Source organism: Enterobacter roggenkampii (assembly GCF_001729805.1).
GTDB lineage: Bacteria > Pseudomonadota > Gammaproteobacteria > Enterobacterales > Enterobacteriaceae > Enterobacter > Enterobacter roggenkampii.
In genome coordinates, this window is sequence record NZ_CP017184.1 from 3,382,421 (window position 1) to 3,401,123 (window position 18,703).

Consider the following 18,703-nt stretch of genomic DNA (forward strand, 5'->3'; position numbering starts at 1 on the left):
ATGCGTTGACTCATTTTCAACTCTCCCTATAATGCGACTCCACACAGCGGGGGTGATTAGCTCAGTTGGTAGAGCATCTCCTTTACACGGAGGGGGTCGGCGGTTCGAGCCCGTCATCACCCACCATCTACTTCGGTAGACTCGCAGTGTAGATAAAGATTGAGATTGGGCGATTAGCTCAGTTGGTAGAGCATCTCCTTTACACGGAGGGGGTCGGCGGTTCGAGCCCGTCATCGCCCACCATTCTCATCTTATCGCAGCAGTTCCGAAATGGGCGATTAGCTCAGTTGGTAGAGCATCTCCTTTACACGGAGGGGGTCGGCGGTTCGAGCCCGTCATCGCCCACCATTTCGGGTCGTTAGCTCAGTTGGTAGAGCAGTTGACTTTTAATCAATTGGTCGCAGGTTCGAATCCTGCACGACCCACCAATGTAAAAAAGCGCCCTAAAGGCGCTTTTTTGCTATCTGCGAAATAAAAAATGTGAACCTGCCGCATTTTCCTCAAGCTAATCCCGTCGGTGCCGATACCTCTGTTTTATAACGCGAGGAAAAAGTATGACGACCATTCAGGCATCAACCCAACCTATTCAAACCAGCGGCGGGAGCGGTACTTCCAGCAGTAACGATATCGCCGCGCAAATCAGCCGCATTCTCGATAAGATCAAAAAGCTAACTCAGCAGCTAAAAGAGCTGGCGAACAGTCCCGGCAGCACGGATGAAAAGAAAAAGCAGCAGGAACTGATTCAGACCCAGATCAAAGTGCTTCAGGCGCAGCTCGCCGCACTGCAGCGCCAGCAGGCCGAAGAGGCCCAGAAAAAGCAGGATCAAAAATTGGGCAAAGTGGAAGGTGTGAATAGCCCATCAGATAATAATCAGATTGATATCTACATCTAATCTTCTGAAGCGTTAAACAGTGGATCGCGTATGCGGGCCTCGGTCAATCGCTGTGCCTGGATACGCACCACTTCCCAGATAGCCTGCGCCGCCCCCGAGAGTGAACGATTTTTTCGCCGCACCAGCATTAGCTTTCGTTCAACAACGGGCGTCAACCGCTTCACAGCCAGTCGACTTCCCTGAGGCAGGGGAAGCGCCAGGGCGGGCAACACGCTGATGCCGATCCCGGCTTCCACCATGGGAAACAGCGTTGCCGGGTGACCAATCTCCTGCACGATCGCTGCCTTTACCCCCTGATTCACCAGTGCGGAATCAATCAGCGGGCGGCTGCCCGAGGCATAATCTTGTAAAACCAGGTTTGCGCCCTGCAGTGACTGCCACCTGACGTCAGGCAACGCGGCCAGCGGATCGTCGTCACGGCAGAGCAGCAAAAAGGGCTCCGAAAGTACGCTTTCGCACTCCAGATCGCTCACCTGGCCGGGATCGATAACAATACCAAAATCGACATCCCCCTGGCGGATGCTCTCCAGTACCCACTGCTGTGGCCGGTCATGCAGCACAAAGTCAATGTCCGGGTAGCGATGGTTCCCCTCGGCAATACACTGCGGGATAAGGTGTGCAGATATCGTCTGGCTGGCCGCGACCCGCACGGTACCCGAAAGCTGCTGCCCCAGCCTCCCCACGTCTCTGAGCGTGCTGTTCAGCTCATCCAGCAGCCGTTCAAGGCGAAGAGCAAGCTGCTGCCCGGCTTCGGTCAACACCACTTCGCGCGTGGTGCGGTCAAGCAACCGGACGCCGGTCTGATTTTCCAGTTCTTTCACGCTGTGGCTGACCGCCGACTGGCTCAGGCCAATCATCTCCCCTGCCCGGCTAAAGCTGCGGGCATTGGCGACGGTAACGAAAATGCGGAGCTGGCGTAAGGAATAATTCATCTGTTTAATTCATGAATGGATGCAATAAATCAATTTTATTTCTCAAATGGAAAAAAGCACAATAGCGACATCTGTTTTCAGGAGTCATTATGAAACTATTTCGTATTGTTGATCCGTTTACGCTCACCCTGGTCGTTACCGTTTTACTGGCCTCGTTCTTTCCCGCTCGCGGCGGGTTCGTTCCGTTCTTTGAAGGGCTGACGACGGCCGCCATTGCACTGCTGTTTTTTATGCACGGCGCGAAGCTGTCCCGTGAAGCGATAATTGCGGGCGGTAGCCACTGGCGGCTGCACCTCTGGGTGATGTGCAGCACGTTCATTCTGTTCCCCATCCTCGGGGTGCTGTTTGCCTGGTGGGCGCCGGTTAACGTTGACCCTGCGCTCTACACCGGTTTCCTGTACCTCTGTATTCTGCCGGCCACGGTGCAGTCCGCCATTGCCTTTACCTCTCTCGCGGGCGGGAACGTGGCGGCCGCGGTCTGCTCGGCATCGGCATCCAGCCTGCTGGGAATTTTCGTCTCGCCGCTGCTGGTAGGCCTGCTGATGAACATGCATGGTGCGGAAGGTAACCTTGAGCAGGTGGGTAAAATCTGTCTGCAGCTGCTGCTGCCGTTTGTCCTGGGCCATCTCTCCCGCCCGTGGACCGGGGCGTTTGTGGCGAAGCACAAAAAGTGGATCTCAAAAACCGACCAGACCTCGATTCTGCTGGTGGTTTACTCCGCCTTCAGCGAAGCGGTCGTGAACGGGATCTGGCATAAGGTGGGGGCAGGCTCGCTGCTGTTTATCGTGGTGGTCAGCATTGTCCTGCTGGCGATCGTGATTGCCGTTAACGTCTTTGTGGCACGCAAGTGCGGCTTCAACAAAGCGGATGAAATTACGATTGTGTTCTGCGGTTCCAAGAAGAGCCTCGCGAACGGCATCCCGATGGCCAACATTCTGTTCCCGACCTCAATGATTGGGATGATGGTGCTGCCGCTGATGATTTTCCATCAGATCCAGCTGATGGTCTGCGCAGTGCTGGCGCGTCGCTACAAGCGCCAGACCGAAAAACTGGCGCAGGAAGGGACCCGCGCCGCGAAGGCTTAAGGACGTTTCAGGGGCTGCACCAGCTGGGTCAGCCCCTCGGTTTTGATCAGTAACGTGATAGCCATCAGCTCGCCCAGTCGCCCTGCCGGGAATTCATCCTTACGGGCAAACCACAGCAGATACTCCTCCGGCAAATCAATCAGCCTGCGGCCCTTGTATTTACCGAACGGCATCTCCGTATTGGCGATCTCAACGAGCTGCTCTTTCTCCACGTTACTCTCCTAACAGACGCATCATTTCCGCTTCGTCGATAACCTCAATCCCCAGCTCCTGGGCTTTCGCCAGCTTGGAACCGGCGGCCTCCCCGGCGATCACCAGGTCGGTTTTCTTCGACACGCTGCCCGCCACTTTGGCTCCCAGCGCCACCAGACGTGCCTTTGCATCATCACGGGATAGCTGGCTCAGGCTGCCGGTCAGCACTACCGTTTTACCGGCGAACGGGCTGTCGATCTCTTCGGCGTTGACGACGACCGGCGCAGGCCATTTGATGCCCTCTGCCAGCAGTTGGCCGATGACCTCACGGTTGCTCTCTTCAGCAAAGAAGTTAAAGACGTGCGTGGCGACGACGATACCGACATCCGGAACTTTCTGTAGCTCCTCAATGCTTGCCTTTTCCAGCGCCTCCAGCGTACTAAAGTACGCCGCCAGCCCTGCTGCCGTCGCTTCACCCACTTCACGAATGCCCAGCGCATAAAGGAAACGGGCGAAGGTGGTCTCTTTTGCCGCTTCCAGCGCGTTAACCACGTTCTGGGCTGACTTTGGCCCCATGCGATCCAGACCGGTTAGTTTACCTGCGGTCAGCCTGAAGAGATCCGCTGGCGTGTGGACGTACTCTTTCTCAACCAGCTGATCGATAATCTTGTCGCCCATGCCGTCAACGTCCATTGCGCGACGGGAGACGAAGTGCTTTAGCGACTCTTTACGCTGCGCGCCACAGATTAAGCCGCCCGTACAGCGTGCCACCGCTTCACCTTCTACGCGCTCAACGTCCGAGCCGCACACCGGGCAATGGGTCGGGAAGACAACCTCGCGCGTATCGTCAGGACGCTCTGACTCCACGACGTTAACCACCTGCGGGATCACGTCCCCCGCGCGGCGAATTACCACTTTGTCACCAACACGCAGACCCAGGCGGTCGATTTCATCGGCGTTATGCAGCGTGGCGTTACTCACCAGCACGCCGGCCACCTGTACGGGCTCCAGACGAGCGACCGGCGTAATGGCCCCCGTACGTCCCACCTGGAACTCCACGTCGCGGACGAAGGTCATCTGCTCCTGAGCCGGGAACTTAAACGCCACCGCCCAGCGCGGCGCGCGCGCCACAAAGCCCAGCTGCTCCTGCAGCGCCAGCGAGTTCACCTTGATGACCACGCCATCAATATCAAAGCCGAGCGTCGGACGGTCCGCTTCCACCTTGTGGTAGAACGCCAGCACCGCTTCCGGCGAGTCGCAGAGCTGAACGCGGTTGCTCACCGGCAGGCCCCACGCCTTAAACTGCAGCAGACGCCCGAGATGGGTATCCGGCAGCTCGCCGCCCTCCAGAATACCGACGCCGTAGCAGAAGAAAGTAAGCGGTCGCTTCGCGGTGATGCGCGGATCAAGCTGGCGCAGCGAGCCCGCCGCCGCGTTACGCGGGTTAGCAAACACCTTACCGCCGGTGCGACGTGCCTCTTCGTTAATTTTCTCGAAGCCCGCCTGGGGCAGAAACACCTCGCCGCGCACTTCCAGACGTGCAGGAATATTGTCACCCTGCAGCTTCAGCGGGATCGCGCGGATGGTACGCACGTTGGTGGTGATGTCTTCGCCCGTCGTACCGTCGCCACGCGTCGCGGCACGCACCAGCACGCCGTTTTCATAGAGAAGACTGACCGCCAGGCCATCCAGCTTCAGTTCGCAGCACCAGGTGAGAGCGTCGCTGCTTTTCAGGCGATCCTGCACGCGCTTGTTAAACGCGAGAAAGCTCTCTTCATCGAAGACGTTATCCAGCGACAGCATCGGTACTTCATGACGCACCTGGCTGAAAGCGCCCAGCGGCTCAGCGCCGACGCGCTGGGTGGGGGAATCCGGTGTGATAAGCTCCGGGTGCTGCGCTTCTAATTCGCGCAGCTCGCGCATCAGACGGTCATACTCCGCATCCGGGACTTCCGGCGCGTCCATAACATGATAGAGATATTCATGATGGCGAAGCGTGGTTCGCAGTTCAGTGAGTTGTTGTTCGATTGAGTCCATATCACACCATCAATGAGAAAAAACCCCCGACATGCGGGGGTTGAGGAGGAGTTTAAGATAACGCGTCGGTTACGCGTTGGCTTCCTTAACTTCGCGGATGCGGTCCTGATACTCACGCAGCTTCTGCGGGGTCATCATGCGACGCTGATCGTCGAGCACCACACCACCCACTTCGTCAGCGATGTGCTGAGCGGATTGCAGCATCAGCTTAAAGTTCTGCAGTTCGTCGCCGTAGGACGGCACCTGCATAAAGATAGTGACACCCGGCGTCACGAAATCGCCCGTCATTTCTGGGTCGAATGTGCCAGGGTTAACCATATTGGCCAGGCTAAATAGCGCCGGGCCGCTACCGTCCGGGCTCAGGTGACGATGGAAGATATTCATATCACCAAACTTGAAGCCGGCCTGTTGAATACTGTTCAGCAGTACGTCACCGTTCAGATGGCTGCCGTGATGGGCGGCCACGTTCATGATGATCACCGCTTCTTTACGCTGCGGTTTTTCAACAACCGGCTCTGGCTCTACAACGGGCTCAGGCTCAACGTGCGGGGCCGGAGCGGGCTGCGGCGCAGGTTGAACATGAACAGGCTGCTGCGGTTGATGTACCGGTTGCGCAGGCTGCTGTTGCACAGGCTGCTGCACGGGTTGCTGTTGAACCGGCTGTGGCGCAGCAGGCTGCTGATACACAGGCTGTTGCGGCGGCTGGCGCACCGGTTCTTCCACTGGCTGTGGCGCTGGCTGGCGCGGCTGTGCAGAAGCATACGGCGGTTGATACTGGTGCTGCGAAGGACGAGGTGCTTCATGCTCCCCATGGCCTACGCCGGGCGCAGTATTGACCCGATGAACACGAACTTCACCCACGCCGTCATCGTCGCTTCCATCGATGTCATCTTCACTGTCATCGTCGTCACGACTGGACTTCATGCGCTTCAGTGGGCGATCGCGAAACATCGAGGAACGCTCTTTACGGCTGGTCCAGAAACCATGTACCAGTAAAGCGATTATGGCGATCGCGCCAACAATGATTAATATCAGACGCAAATCCTGCATCATTATATTCTCTGTTGTTCTAACACCTTGCCACCACGGCAAACATTTACTCACTAAGAGTATTTGCCGTTTACGTCAAGTGCAAGTGTGTGCAGAGCATTCACAGCATAAAGATGAAGGAAATCGTGCTTTTTGCTGGTTTTTCGAACATTTCCGAACTGGTCATTGGTCCGTAAGTGGATAATATAGTCGGGCAATTCCACTGGTTGTGTAAAAAGGAGTACAGCCTGGCTATGGTTTCAACATCTTCTTCTCCCCCGCGCAGCGGCGTCTGGTATTTTTCTCAGGGCTGGAAACTGGTCTCTCTGCCGGGTATTCGACGCTTCGTCATTCTGCCGCTGTTGATCAACATTATTCTGATGGGCGGCGCGTTCTGGTGGCTGTTCACAAAACTGGAAAGCTGGATCCCATCGCTGATGAGCTACGTGCCGGACTGGCTGCAGTGGCTTAACTACCTGCTCTGGCCGGTGGCGGTGATCTCCGTTTTGCTGGTATTTGGCTACTTCTTCTCGACGATTGCCAACTGGATAGCCGCGCCGTTTAACGGTTTGCTGGCGGAACAGCTGGAAGCGCGCCTTACCGGCGCAACACCGCCGGACACGGGCATCCTGGGGATCATGAAAGACCTCCCTCGCATTATGAAGCGTGAATGGCAGAAGTTTGCCTGGTACCTGCCCCGCGCGGTTGTGCTGCTTATCCTCTATTTTGTGCCCGGCATTGGCCAGACGGTGGCACCGGTGCTGTGGTTCCTGTTCAGCGCCTGGATGCTGGCCATCCAGTACTGCGACTATCCGTTCGATAACCACAAGGTGCCGTTTAAAGAGATGCGCACCGCCCTGCGCAGCCAGAAGATCGCCAATATGCAGTTTGGCGCGCTGACCAGCCTGTTCACCATGATTCCGTTCCTGAATCTGTTCATCATGCCGGTTGCCGTTTGCGGCGCGACCGCCATGTGGGTCGACTGCTACCGTGCTAAGCACGCGTTATGGAAATAATGCAAAAATGTGTAAAGCAGGGGTGGCTTATGCCGCCCCTTATTCCATACTGATCCCCATTATTTCCTTGCAGTATATAGATATGCGAATTCCTTACTTCCCCCTACCTGCTTAGCAGGTATGCTGGGTCGGTATCCCAATTTCATACAGTTAAGGACAGGCCATGAGTAAGATTTATGAAGACAACTCGCTGACTATCGGTCATACGCCCCTGGTTCGACTGAACCGTATCGGTAATGGACGCATTCTGGCGAAGGTCGAATCACGTAACCCGAGCTTTAGCGTAAAATGCCGTATCGGTGCAAACATGATTTGGGATGCTGAAAAACGTGGCGTACTGAAGCCGGGCGTTGAGCTGGTGGAACCGACCAGCGGCAATACCGGGATCGCTCTGGCCTATGTTGCTGCCGCGCGCGGCTACAAGCTGACGCTGACCATGCCTGAAACCATGAGCATCGAGCGTCGTAAGCTGCTTAAAGCGCTGGGCGCGAACCTGGTGCTGACCGAAGGCGCGAAGGGCATGAAGGGTGCCATTCAGAAAGCCGAAGAGATTGTGGCCAGCGATCCGGCGAAATACCTGCTGCTGCAGCAGTTCAGCAACCCGGCTAACCCGGAAATTCACGAGAAGACTACCGGCCCGGAAATCTGGGAAGATACCGACGGCCAGGTTGACGTCTTTATCTCCGGCGTAGGTACCGGCGGCACGCTGACCGGCGTGTCACGCTATATTAAAGGCACCAAAGGTAAAAAAGAGCTGATCACCGTTGCCGTTGAGCCGACTGATTCACCGGTTATCACCCAGGCCCTGGCGGGGGAAGAGCTCAAACCCGGCCCGCACAAAATTCAGGGGATTGGCGCAGGCTTCATTCCGGGCAACCTGGATCTGAAGCTGATCGATAAAGTGGTCACTATCACGAACGAAGAAGCCATCTCTACCGCGCGTCGCCTGATGGATGAAGAAGGCATTCTGGCAGGTATCTCTTCCGGTGCGGCCGTTGCGGCAGCGCTTAAACTTCAGGAAGATGAGGCCTTTACCAATAAGAATATTGTGGTTATCCTTCCTTCCTCGGGTGAGCGTTACTTGAGCACCGCACTGTTTGCCGATCTGTTCACTGAAAAAGAGCTGCAACAGTAGTGCCACTATGTTAATAACGCGTAAAAAAGCACCTTTTCAGGTGCTTTTTTGTGGCCTGCTTCAAACTTTTGCCCCTCCTGGCATTGCTTCACCCCGTTGGGTCTGGTATTTAAACCAGCAATTATTTTGATGCGTGAAATTAATCAGCGAACGAAATAGCCTTGCTGAATCGATTTTATGATTTGGTTCAAGTCTTGCTTTCGCTGCATAATGTTTAATGACGATCGAAACGTCAGCGCTAACAATACAGGCTAAAGTTCAGTCGCCAGGCTAGACTTTAGTTCCACAACACTAAACCTATAAGTTGGGGAAATACAATGTTCCAGCAAGAAGTTACCATTACCGCTCCGAACGGTCTGCACACCCGCCCTGCTGCTCAGTTTGTTAAAGAAGCGAAAGGCTTCACTTCTGAAATCACTGTGACTTCCAACGGCAAAAGCGCCAGCGCAAAAAGCCTGTTCAAACTGCAGACTCTGGGCCTGACTCAGGGCACCGTAGTCACCATCTCTGCGGAAGGTGAAGACGAGCAGAAAGCAGTTGAGCATCTGGTAAAACTGATGGCTGAGCTCGAGTAAGTTTCCGGGTTCTTTTAAATATCAGTCACAAGTAAGGTAGGGTTATGATTTCAGGCATTTTAGCATCCCCGGGTATCGCTTTCGGCAAAGCACTGCTGCTGAAAGAAGACGAGATCGTCATCGACCGGAAAAAAATTTCTGCCGACAAGGTTGATCAGGAAGTTGAACGTTTTCTGAGCGGTCGTGCCAAGGCATCTGCGCAACTGGAAGCAATCAAAACTAAAGCTGGCGAAACTTTCGGTGAAGAAAAAGAAGCCATCTTCGAAGGGCACATCATGCTGCTCGAAGATGAGGAGCTGGAGCAGGAAATCATAGCCCTGATTAAAGATAAAGGCATGACGGCCGACGCGGCTGCGCATGAAGTTATCGAAGGTCAGGCAACTGCCCTGGAAGAACTGGATGATGAATACCTGAAAGAGCGTGCGGCTGACGTACGTGACATCGGTAAGCGCCTGCTGCGCAACATCCTGGGTCTGGCCATTATCGACCTGAGCGCGATTCAGGATGAAGTGATCCTGGTTGCCGCTGACCTCACCCCGTCTGAAACCGCACAGCTGAACCTGAAAAAGGTCCTCGGTTTCATCACCGATGCGGGCGGCCGTACCTCCCACACCTCTATCATGGCGCGTTCTCTTGAACTGCCTGCCATCGTGGGTACCGGTAGCGTCACCTCTCAGGTGAAAAACGGCGATTATCTGATTCTGGATGCTGTAAACAATCTGGTTTACGTCAACCCAACTAACGAAGAGATCGAAAAACTGCGCGCGGTTCAGGAGCAGGTTGCGACTGAAAAAGCGGAACTCGCTAAGCTGAAAGACCTGCCAGCCATCACTCTGGACGGCCATCAGGTCGAAGTGTGCGCAAACATCGGTACCGTCCGCGACGTTGATGGCGCTGAGCGCAACGGTGCGGAAGGCGTTGGTCTCTATCGTACAGAATTCCTGTTCATGGACCGCGACGCGCTGCCAACGGAAGAAGAGCAGTTTGCTGCGTATAAAGCCGTTGCTGAAGCCTGTGGCTCTCAGGCGGTTATCGTCCGTACCATGGACATCGGTGGCGACAAAGAGCTGCCGTACATGAACTTCCCGAAAGAAGAGAACCCGTTCCTGGGCTGGCGTGCCGTGCGTATTGCGATGGATCGTAAAGAGATCCTGCGTGACCAGGTTCGCGCAATCCTGCGTGCCTCTGCGTTCGGTAAGCTGCGCATCATGTTCCCAATGATCATCTCTGTTGAAGAAGTGCGTGCACTGAAGAAAGAGATCGAAATCTACAAGCAGGAACTGCGCGACGAAGGTAAAGCATTTGACGAGTCAATCGAGATCGGCGTGATGGTGGAAACACCTGCGGCGGCGACCATTGCGCGTCATTTAGCCAAAGAAGTTGATTTCTTTAGTATCGGCACCAATGATTTAACGCAGTACACCCTGGCAGTTGACCGTGGTAATGATATGATTTCACATCTCTACCAGCCAATGTCACCGTCCGTACTGAACTTGATCAAGCAAGTTATTGATGCTTCTCATGCAGAAGGTAAATGGACTGGCATGTGTGGTGAGCTTGCAGGCGACGAACGTGCTACACTTCTGTTGCTGGGTATGGGTCTGGACGAATTCTCTATGAGCGCCATTTCCATCCCGCGCATTAAGAAGATTATCCGTAACACGAACTTCGAAGATGCGAAGGTGTTAGCAGAGCAGGCTCTTGCTCAACCGACAACGGACGAGTTAATGACGCTGGTTAACAAGTTCATTGAAGAAAAAACAATCTGCTAATCCACGAGATGCGGCCCAAATTACTGCTTAGGAGAAGATCATGGGTTTGTTCGATAAACTGAAATCTCTGGTTTCTGATGATAAGAAAGACTCCGGAACTATTGAGATTGTTGCTCCGCTCTCCGGCGAGATCGTCAACATCGAAGACGTGCCGGATGTAGTGTTTGCTGAGAAAATCGTTGGTGATGGCATTGCTATCAAACCAACTGGCAACAAAATGGTTGCTCCAGTTGACGGCACCATCGGTAAAATTTTTGAAACCAACCATGCGTTCTCTATCGAATCTGATAGCGGTATCGAACTGTTCGTTCACTTCGGTATCGACACCGTTGAACTGAAAGGCGAAGGCTTCAAACGTATCGCGGAAGAAGGCCAGCGTGTGAAAGTTGGCGACCCGGTGATTGAATTCGATCTGCCACTGCTGGAAGAAAAAGCCAAGTCTACCCTGACGCCGGTTGTTATCTCCAACATGGACGAAATCAAAGAACTGATCAAACTGTCTGGCAGCGTCACCGTGGGTGAAACCCCGGTTATCCGCATCAAGAAGTAATTCTTGCCGCACAGAAAAATGGCGCCTTCGGGCGCCATTTTTGTTTATGCCGGGAGGATAAGCTCGTCGTAGCCTTTCGACTGGGTATAAAGCATCACGTCAGTCACCCGATCGCCAGCCATGCGAATGGCATCGGCAACGGTTTTCCCCTCTACAATGCCGCTCACCAGCTCTGAACAGAACAGATCGCCCGTTCCCTTCAGATCGGTCTCTACGCGCGGATGTGCGCTGACGGTGACGCCCTCGCGTGAAACCAGCACCACGTGGATGTTTTGCGGATCGTCGGCAACCGGCGCACTGGTGATCGCCACCCATTTCAGGCTGTCTGAGAGCAGTCCTTGCGCCGCCGCGATGGCACTTTCCGGTGTACGGCATGGTTTGCCGCTTAACACTTCCAGCTCGTAGACGTTTGGCGTGATCCCCTGCGCCAGCGGCAGCAGGTGCTCCCGATACGCTTCGGGGATCTCAGGCTTCACGTACATCCCGCTGTCAATATCGCCGATAACCGGGTCAACCAGCACCAGCAGGTCAGGATGCTGCGCTTTGACCGCCTTCAACCACTGCGCCAGCAGGACGATCTGGCTGGCACTGCCCATATAGCCGGTGGTGACCGCCTTAAGCTCGCGCAGGATCTCGCGCTCTTCCAGCGCCTTCAGGTAGCCGCTGAACCACTCGTCGGGGATCACGCCGCCGTAGAAGGTGTCATAGTGCGGCGTGTTGCTGAACAGTACCGTCGGCACGGCGGTAACGTTCAGCCTGTGGGTACGAATATTCGGTACCGCAATGCTGTTCCCCACGCTGCCGTACACCACCTGCGACTGCACGGCGACAATATCGGTTTGCTGCGCCCGGGTATTATCCCGGAATAGAATCATCTCCATGACGCTTAAATCCCCGCCCCCTGCGAATAACTCTCTTCACCAAAGACGCCGGTAGAGAGATAGCGATCGCCGCGATCGCAAATAATCGCCACCACTACCGCACCCGGGTTTGCCTGCGCCACCCGAATCGCACCCGCTACCGCGCCGCCCGAGCTGACGCCGCAGAAGATACCTTCGCGGACGGCCAGCTCACGCATGGTATTTTCCGCCTCGCGCTGGTGAAGATCCAGCACCTGGTCCACAAGCTGTGCATTAAAAATGCCGGGCATATACTCCGCCGGCCAGCGGCGAATGCCCGGAATGCTGCTCCCCTCTTCCGGCTGCAGGCCAACGATGGTGACGGCTTTCGCCTGCTCGCGCAGAAAACGGGATACGCCGGTAATGGTTCCCGTGGTGCCCATGCTGGAGACAAAATGGGTAATGCGCCCGTCGGTTTGCTGCCAGATTTCCGGGCCGGTGGTGGTGTAGTGCGCGTAAGGGTTGTCCGGGTTGTTAAACTGATCGAGCAGTTTACCTTCGCCGCGCTCGGCCATTTCTAACGCCAGGTCGCGCGCGCCTTCCATCCCCTGCTCTTTGGTCACCAGAATCAGCTCGGCTCCGTAGGCACGCATCGCGGCGCGACGCTCCTGACTCATGTTGTCCGGCATCAGCAGCTTCATGCGGTAGCCTTTCAGCGCCGCAATCATCGCCAGGGCGATACCGGTGTTGCCGCTGGTGGCTTCGATCAGCACGTCGCCCGGCTTAATCTCGCCGCGCTTTTCAGCCTGGACGATCATCGACAGTGCGGCCCGGTCTTTCACCGACCCCGCCGGGTTATTGCCTTCGAGTTTGACCCAGATTTCGCTGCCGTTATCCGGCCCCATGCGCTGAAGTTTGACCAGAGGGGTATTGCCGATGGTGTGTTCGAGTGTTTTCACGATTTTTACTCAATAAAAAAGCCGGGTTGCGCGCAGCGATCCCGGCCTACAAGACGCAGTTTTAGCTGTAGGCCCGGTCAGCGCAGCGCCACCGGGCGATAAACATCCTAATAACCTATCAGGCTGACTCCGCCAGAGCAATATCCTCGCGCGTCTCGATGCGTTCCTTGCCGTGATAAATACGGGCATGCTGAAGACCGACAAACAGGCGCTCTCCCCGATGCGGCGGGACGTCGTCGCGCATGACCACGGTCAGCGGCTCGGTGTACCAGCCCAGCGGCTGAACCACCAGTTGGGTGTAATGCCCTTTAGGGCTCGCTTCCAGCACCTGTACCGGCAGCGGTGAGTCCAGGCTGGTTCGACGGCTCACGTCCACTTCCCACGGACGCAGGAACAGATCGACCGGGCCCTGATGCGCGGAGGTATAGCCCAGCGGCCAGCGGTGCGCGCCCACGTGGAACTGACCACCGCGAATGGTGCCCTGCAGGCGGTTCACCTCGCCCATAAACTCCAGCACGAAGCGGGTCGCCGGTTCACGCCAGAGCTGCTCCGGCTCGTCAACCTGCTCAATGTTGCCCTGACTCATGACCACCACGCGATCCGCGACTTCCATCGCCTCTTCCTGGTCGTGGGTCACGAAGACGCTGGTGAATTTCAGCTCTTCATGAAGCTGACGCAGCCAGCGGCGCAGCTCTTTACGCACCTGCGCATCCAGCGCGCCGAAGGGTTCATCCAGCAGCAGAATTTGCGGCTCAACGGCCAGCGCGCGCGCCAGCGCCACGCGCTGTTTCTGCCCGCCGGACAGCTGGGCCGGGAAACGATCCGCCAGATGCGCCAGCTGCACCATCTCCAGCAGTTTGGTCACTTTCGCCTTTATGGTTGCCGCATCCGGGCGCTCACGACGCGGCAGCACGGTCAGGCCAAACGCAATGTTGTCGAACACGGTCATGTGGCGGAACAGCGCGTAATGCTGAAACACAAAGCCCACCTTACGATCGCGGGCGTGCAGGCGGCTCACGTCGGTGCCGTGGAAGCGGATATGCCCGCTGGTCTGGTGCTCAAGCCCGGCGATAATGCGCAGCAGCGTGGTTTTGCCCGAGCCAGACGGCCCCAGCAGCGCCACCATTTGTCCGGAAGGGATATCCAGCGAGATATCATTCAGCACCTGGGTGCGACCAAAAGACTTCTTAATATTGGCAATCTCAATGCTCATGATTTCCCTCCTGATGCTGACGTTTTTCCTGATTTTCTAAACGCCACTGCACCACACTCTTCAAAAACAGGGTCAAAATCGCCATCAGCGTCAGCAACGCTGCGGCAGTAAAGGCGCCGATGGTGTTGTAGTCCTGCTGCAGGAGTTCAATCTGCAGCGGCAGCGACAGGGTTTCACCCCGAATGGAGCCAGAGACGACGGAAACGGCACCGAATTCACCAATCGCGCGGGCATTGGTCAGCACCACGCCATAAAGCAGCGCCCAGCGGATGTTCGGCAGGGTCACGCGGCGGAACATCTGCCAGCCCGACGCACCCAGCAGCACCGCCGCTTCGTCTTCGTTGCTCCCCTGGCTTAACATCACCGGCACCAGCTCGCGCACCACGAACGGGCAGGTCACGAAGATGGTGACCAGCACCATGCCCGGCCAGGCGAACATGATCTGCAGGTTATGCGCATCCAGCCAGCCGCCCAGCGGTCCGTTAGAGCCGTAGAAGAGCAGATACACCAGGCCCGCCACCACCGGCGACACGGCAAACGGAATATCCAGCAGGGTCAGCAGCAGCTGACGTCCCGGGAAATTAAAGCGCGTCACCAGCCACGCCAGCAGGGTACCGAACACCAGGTTCACCGGAACGGTGATCAGGGCAATCAGCACGGTCAGCCAGATGGCGTGCAGCATATCCGGGTTCGCCAAGTTTTCCAGCGCGGGCATCAGGCCCTTGCTGAACGCCTGAACGAAGATATAAATCGTAGGCACGACGAGAATGAGGGCGGAAACCAGCACGCCCGCCCCAATCAGAAACCATTTACCCCAGTTGATGCGGGGCGCATCGTATCGCTTCAATTGCGTAACTTCCGCCATCAGTGACCTACCACACGTCGACCAAAGCGACTTTGCAGAGTGTTAATCGAGTACAGCAGCAGCAGCGATGCCGCGAGGATCACCGAAGCGATCGCGCTCGCCGCCGGATAATCAAACTCCTGCAGGCGAATGAAAATCATCAGCGAGGTCACTTCCGTTTTCCAGGCGATGTTCCCGGCGATAAAAATCACCGCGCCGAACTCGCCGAGGCTGCGGGTAAACGACAGCGCGACGCCCGCCATCAGCGCCGGAGACAGCTCCGGCAGCACCACTTTGCGGAAGCTCTGCCAGCGCGTGGCGCCCAGCGTTTCCGCCGCTTCTTCGTATTCCGGACCTAACTCTTCCAGCACCGGCTGCACGGTACGCACCACAAACGGGATGCTGGTAAAGGCCATCGCCACCGCGATACCAAGCCAGGTGTAGGTCACCTTGATGTCAAATTTCGCCAGCCACTCGCCGTACAGCCCGTTCACGGAGAAGAGCGACGCGAGGGTTAAGCCCGCGACCGCCGTCGGCAGCGCAAACGGCAGATCCATCAGGGCGTCAAGCAGCGTGCGGCCCGGGAAGCGATAGCGGGTCAAAATCCACGCCATCAGCAGGCCAAACACGCCGTTAAAAATGGAGGCGACAAACGCCGACAGCAGCGTCACCTTATAGGCCGCCACCACCTGCGGGTTGGTGATCACGTCCCAGTACTGGGCCCAGCTCATCTGCGCAAGCTGCATCACCAGCGCGCTGAGCGGCAACAGCAGAATCAGGCAGACGAACAGCAGGCTGGTTCCGAGGCTTAGGGTAAAGCCCGGCAGCACGCGTTTGGTCGAGACTGCAAACATTACTTATGCCCCGCCGCCAGCAGTTTGTCTAACTCACCGCCGCTGGCAAAATGCGTTTTCATCACGTCTGGCCAGGAGCCGAAATGGTCTTCCACGCGGAACAGCGCGGTCTGCGGGAACTTATCTTTCAGCTTGTTCATCACGTCCGGATTGTTTACGCGGTAGTAGTAATCGGTAATGATGGCCTGCGCCTGAGGGCTGTACAGGTAGTTGAGATAGGCTTTTGCCGCTTTCTCGGTACCGTTCGCCTGCACGTTTTTATCCACCCATGCGACCGGGAATTCGGCCAGAATGTTGGTTTTCGGGATAACCACCTCAAAGCCCTGCGCTTCATACTGCTTGCGGATGTTGTTCACTTCCGACTCAAAGCTGATCAGCACATCGCCCAGGCCGCGCTCTGCGAAGGTCGTGGTCGCCCCGCGGCCGCCGGTATCAAACACTTCGACGTTTTTCAGGAACTGGGTCATGAACTGCTCGGTTTTGGCTTTATCGTTACCGTCAGCCTTGTCCGCCGCGCCCCACGCCGCTAAATAGGTGTAACGCGCGTTACCGGAGGTTTTTGGGTTCGGGAAGATCAGCTTCACGTCGGAACGCACCAAATCGCTCCAGTCGTGGATATTCTTCGGATTGCCCTTACGCACCAGGAAACCCATGGTGGAGTAGAACGGCGAGCTGTTGTTCGGCAGACGGCTCTGCCAGTCCGCCGGGATCAGCTTGCCTTTGTCGTGCAGGATCTGCACGTCAGTCACCTGGTTGTAGGTCACCACATCCGCTTTCAGCCCCTGAAGGATGGCCAGCGCCTGCTTGGACGACCCGGCGTGGGACTGCTTGATGGTCAGCTTGTCGCCGTTATTGTCTTTCGCCCACTGCTGTTCGAACGGGGGATTAAGGGCGGCAAACAGCTCGCGGGAGACGTCATACGAACTGTTCAACAGTTCAGTCGCCTGCGCCTGTGCCACCAGCAGTAAACCTGCCAGCGCCAGAGTTCCTTTTTTCAGTACAGTAACGGCCATTGCGCACCCTTATAAATGTGATGACTATCTTATAGTCATAATATTTATAACGGTGATGAAAGCAGTAACGGTTTTATATACCGTTTGGTGATTTAGAAGCAGAAAAGGGAATAAGGGGCAGGGAAAATTGCCGGGTGGCGCTAACGCTTACCCGGCCTACGTATGGAGAGCGGTTTTACAGCGCCAGCAGACGCTCAACGGACGGCGCGAAGTAGTAGCCGCCGGTCACCGGTTTGGTGAAGCGCAGCATGGCGTCGCGCTTGCCGTCAGTATCGCCGAACATGCTCAGCAGCTGCTGTTCAATATTATACAGGCGCGCGCAGTAGGCGCAGAAGTAGAGGCCGTGCGTGCCGCTTGCCGTGCCGTACGGCAGGCTCTGGCGGACAATCTTCAGCCCTTTGCCGTCTTCTTTGAGGTCAACGCGGCTCAGGTGCGAGGTGACCGGACGGTCATCGCCGTCGATCTCTTCGTTAGCTTCTTTGGTGCGGCCAATCATCATCTCCTGGTCATGCACGCTCATGCGGTTAAGCTGCTTGAGGTTATGCTCCCAGCGCTGCACGAACACGTAGCTTCCGCCCGCGTCCACACCGTCTTTGATTACCGCGACTTCACGACGCGTCTCTTCACCCGCCGGGTTTTCCGTTCCGTCGACAAAGCCGCTCAGATCGCGCTCTTCTACCCAGCGGAAACCGTGAACCTCTTCCTGCACCTCGATGCTGTCGCCAAAGGCCGCCACCGCCGCCTGCGCAACCGAGAAGTTCACGTCGTGACGCAGAGAAAGGATATGGATCAGCACGTCGTACTGGGTCGCAGGTGCCAGGCCTTTGCCGTAAGGAATGAAGTCCTTCAGCTCTTCTGCCCCTTCACCGCTGCTCAGCTGACGCCAGACGTTATTGCCAAACGCAACAACGGCGCCGAGGTGGGCTTCCGGGAATTTGGCCTGGAAGGTCGCCAGTTTATCAATAAACGCTTTGCTGGCCGCACGCAGGGCATCCACGTCCCCTTTGACATTGGCTTCAATCCAAATCGCCGCGCGGCAATGTTCTGGCAAAATGCCACTCTGAACCTGAGACATCGCTCCTCCTGAAATAAAGATGCCACGACAGCGTGGCATTGATGGCGGCTATTATACCCGGATTTCAGCGAGGCGGTTTGTTCAGACGCAAATTACTGCTTCCAGAGTATTTTGCTCACCTTCCAGCTCTTCAGGGTGTCGTCAGACGGCATCACCCCTTCCGGGCCGCTCCAGGTGCCGGTAAAAACATAGCTGATGTGCTGGCTGCCTTCCGCCTTACACTCCACCGCCACTTCATCGTCGGATGGCACGCTGGTGCAGTTGCCAAAGGCCTGCTTATAAAGATCGCTAAACGGCGTTCCGACCTTCACGCCGCTGGCGGTCGGAATATCTTCATCCATCACCGCGATCCGGTTTACCGTGCCTTTGTCACCGTTGATCGCCAGCGCCAGCTTGTCGCCCTTCAGCGCCTCGTAATAGCGAACAATATTGCCATTCTCTGTTTTCATGCCGCTGCGCAGGCGGTAGTCACTGCTGAGCGCATCCTGAATAGCATTCTGATCCAGCGCCGTCGCGGCGGTAATTTTCCCCACGCCCTGCTCGGTCACTTCCGTTGATGAGCCAAACCAGTTCCACGGATACGCAGCAGACCAGTTAATGGAGGAGAGCGTCGAACAGCCGGTCAATGCCAGCGGAAGAGCGCATAAAACTAAACGCAGCGATTTCATTGAAACGTCCTTACGTGTTAAA

General features: G+C 56.3%; 19 protein-coding genes and 4 tRNA genes. 11 read left to right on the forward strand and 12 right to left on the reverse strand.

The window, feature by feature from the left end; all coding sequences use genetic code 11:
- Positions 1 to 50: 50 nt before the first annotated feature.
- From BFV67_RS15870 to BFV67_RS15890, 5 genes are all read left to right on the forward strand, one after another.
- Positions 51 to 126 (forward strand) — tRNA-Val (locus BFV67_RS15870).
- Between the two features lie 41 nt (positions 127 to 167).
- Positions 168 to 243, forward strand: a tRNA-Val gene (locus tag BFV67_RS15875).
- A gap of 29 nt (positions 244 to 272) precedes the next feature.
- Positions 273 to 348, forward strand: a tRNA-Val gene (locus BFV67_RS15880).
- Between the two features lie 4 nt (positions 349 to 352).
- Positions 353 to 428 (forward strand) — tRNA-Lys (locus BFV67_RS15885).
- 126 nt (positions 429 to 554) lie between these two features.
- The gene (locus BFV67_RS15890; protein ID WP_025912773.1) at positions 555 to 893 is read left to right on the forward strand and encodes a FlxA-like family protein; all 339 of its coding nucleotides are present in this window, start codon (positions 555 to 557) and stop codon (positions 891 to 893) included.
- Here the strand turns inward: BFV67_RS15890 and BFV67_RS15895 are convergent.
- The gene (locus BFV67_RS15895) at positions 890 to 1,825 is read right to left on the reverse strand and encodes a LysR family transcriptional regulator (RefSeq protein ID WP_069598648.1); all 936 of its coding nucleotides are present in this window, start codon (positions 1,823 to 1,825) and stop codon (positions 890 to 892) included. The two genes, BFV67_RS15890 and BFV67_RS15895, sit on opposite strands and share 4 nt — an antisense overlap.
- Positions 1,826 to 1,914: 89 nt before the next feature.
- Between BFV67_RS15895 and BFV67_RS15900 the strand changes: the two genes are divergently transcribed.
- On the forward strand, positions 1,915 to 2,910 hold the full coding sequence (locus BFV67_RS15900) for a bile acid:sodium symporter family protein (RefSeq protein WP_069598649.1): 996 nt from the start codon (positions 1,915 to 1,917) through the stop codon (positions 2,908 to 2,910).
- On the opposite strand, the gene BFV67_RS15905 is transcribed toward BFV67_RS15900, so the two are convergent.
- The 3 genes from BFV67_RS15905 to zipA all read right to left on the reverse strand — a co-directional run bounded on the left by BFV67_RS15905 (position 2,907) and on the right by zipA (position 6,192).
- Positions 2,907 to 3,122: a DUF3820 family protein gene (locus BFV67_RS15905; RefSeq protein ID WP_003861328.1), complete on the reverse strand. Its 216-nt coding sequence runs from the start codon at positions 3,120 to 3,122 to the stop codon at positions 2,907 to 2,909. The genes BFV67_RS15900 and BFV67_RS15905 overlap by 4 nt on opposite strands.
- A gap of 1 nt (position 3,123) precedes the next feature.
- Entirely contained in the window at positions 3,124 to 5,139 is a 2,016-nt protein-coding gene (gene ligA / locus BFV67_RS15910; RefSeq protein ID WP_069598650.1) for an NAD-dependent DNA ligase LigA, read from the reverse strand.
- Between the two features lie 69 nt (positions 5,140 to 5,208).
- The gene (gene zipA / locus BFV67_RS15915) at positions 5,209 to 6,192 is read right to left on the reverse strand and encodes a cell division protein ZipA (RefSeq protein WP_021241791.1); all 984 of its coding nucleotides are present in this window, start codon (positions 6,190 to 6,192) and stop codon (positions 5,209 to 5,211) included.
- A 230-nt stretch (positions 6,193 to 6,422) separates the two neighbouring features.
- Here zipA and cysZ point away from each other — a divergent pair, with 230 nt between their 5' ends.
- The 5 genes from cysZ (at position 6,423) to crr (ending at position 11,216) form a co-directional block, all read left to right on the forward strand.
- Positions 6,423 to 7,184, forward strand: a complete 762-nt coding sequence (gene cysZ, locus BFV67_RS15920; protein WP_008501602.1) for a sulfate transporter CysZ — start codon at positions 6,423 to 6,425, stop codon at positions 7,182 to 7,184.
- A 163-nt stretch (positions 7,185 to 7,347) separates the two neighbouring features.
- Positions 7,348 to 8,319 (forward strand): cysteine synthase A, encoded by a 972-nt coding sequence (cysK, locus tag BFV67_RS15925; RefSeq protein ID WP_008501603.1) that lies wholly within the window; start codon positions 7,348 to 7,350, stop codon positions 8,317 to 8,319.
- Positions 8,320 to 8,636: 317 nt separating this feature from the next.
- Complete coding sequence (ptsH, locus tag BFV67_RS15930; RefSeq protein ID WP_000487600.1) at positions 8,637 to 8,894, forward strand: phosphocarrier protein Hpr; 258 nt, start codon at positions 8,637 to 8,639, stop codon at positions 8,892 to 8,894.
- Positions 8,895 to 8,938: 44 nt separating this feature from the next.
- Positions 8,939 to 10,666 carry a phosphoenolpyruvate-protein phosphotransferase PtsI gene (ptsI, locus tag BFV67_RS15935; RefSeq protein ID WP_008501604.1) on the forward strand — a complete coding sequence of 576 codons (1,728 nt, stop codon included), beginning with the start codon at positions 8,939 to 8,941 and terminating at the stop codon, positions 10,664 to 10,666.
- Between the two features lie 40 nt (positions 10,667 to 10,706).
- Complete coding sequence (gene crr / locus BFV67_RS15940; RefSeq protein ID WP_003861316.1) at positions 10,707 to 11,216, forward strand: PTS glucose transporter subunit IIA; 510 nt, start codon at positions 10,707 to 10,709, stop codon at positions 11,214 to 11,216.
- Positions 11,217 to 11,260: 44 nt separating this feature from the next.
- On the opposite strand, the gene pdxK is transcribed toward crr, so the two are convergent.
- The 8 genes from pdxK to BFV67_RS15980 all read right to left on the reverse strand — a co-directional run bounded on the left by pdxK (position 11,261) and on the right by BFV67_RS15980 (position 18,681).
- Positions 11,261 to 12,097 carry a pyridoxine/pyridoxal/pyridoxamine kinase gene (pdxK, locus tag BFV67_RS15945; protein WP_008501605.1) on the reverse strand — a complete coding sequence of 279 codons (837 nt, stop codon included), beginning with the start codon at positions 12,095 to 12,097 and terminating at the stop codon, positions 11,261 to 11,263.
- 5 nt (positions 12,098 to 12,102) lie between these two features.
- Positions 12,103 to 13,014: a cysteine synthase CysM gene (gene cysM / locus BFV67_RS15950; RefSeq protein ID WP_069598651.1), complete on the reverse strand. Its 912-nt coding sequence runs from the start codon at positions 13,012 to 13,014 to the stop codon at positions 12,103 to 12,105.
- A 118-nt stretch (positions 13,015 to 13,132) separates the two neighbouring features.
- Entirely contained in the window at positions 13,133 to 14,227 is a 1,095-nt protein-coding gene (gene cysA / locus BFV67_RS15955; RefSeq protein WP_008501607.1) for a sulfate/thiosulfate ABC transporter ATP-binding protein CysA, read from the reverse strand.
- Positions 14,217 to 15,092 (reverse strand): sulfate/thiosulfate ABC transporter permease CysW, encoded by an 876-nt coding sequence (gene cysW / locus BFV67_RS15960; protein WP_008501608.1) that lies wholly within the window; start codon positions 15,090 to 15,092, stop codon positions 14,217 to 14,219. Before cysW ends, cysA begins: the two co-directional genes overlap by 11 nt.
- On the reverse strand, positions 15,092 to 15,925 hold the full coding sequence (gene cysT / locus BFV67_RS15965) for a sulfate/thiosulfate ABC transporter permease CysT (RefSeq protein WP_008501609.1): 834 nt from the start codon (positions 15,923 to 15,925) through the stop codon (positions 15,092 to 15,094). Before cysT ends, cysW begins: the two co-directional genes overlap by 1 nt.
- Positions 15,925 to 16,938 (reverse strand): sulfate ABC transporter substrate-binding protein, encoded by a 1,014-nt coding sequence (locus BFV67_RS15970; RefSeq protein WP_008501610.1) that lies wholly within the window; start codon positions 16,936 to 16,938, stop codon positions 15,925 to 15,927. Before BFV67_RS15970 ends, cysT begins: the two co-directional genes overlap by 1 nt.
- A 175-nt stretch (positions 16,939 to 17,113) precedes the next feature.
- Positions 17,114 to 18,013 (reverse strand): Dyp-type peroxidase, encoded by a 900-nt coding sequence (locus BFV67_RS15975; protein WP_069598652.1) that lies wholly within the window; start codon positions 18,011 to 18,013, stop codon positions 17,114 to 17,116.
- Positions 18,014 to 18,105: 92 nt separating this feature from the next.
- Positions 18,106 to 18,681, reverse strand: coding sequence for an RpoE-regulated lipoprotein (locus BFV67_RS15980; RefSeq protein ID WP_069598653.1), 576 nt, complete (start codon positions 18,679 to 18,681; stop codon positions 18,106 to 18,108).
- Positions 18,682 to 18,703: the final 22 nt, after the last annotated feature.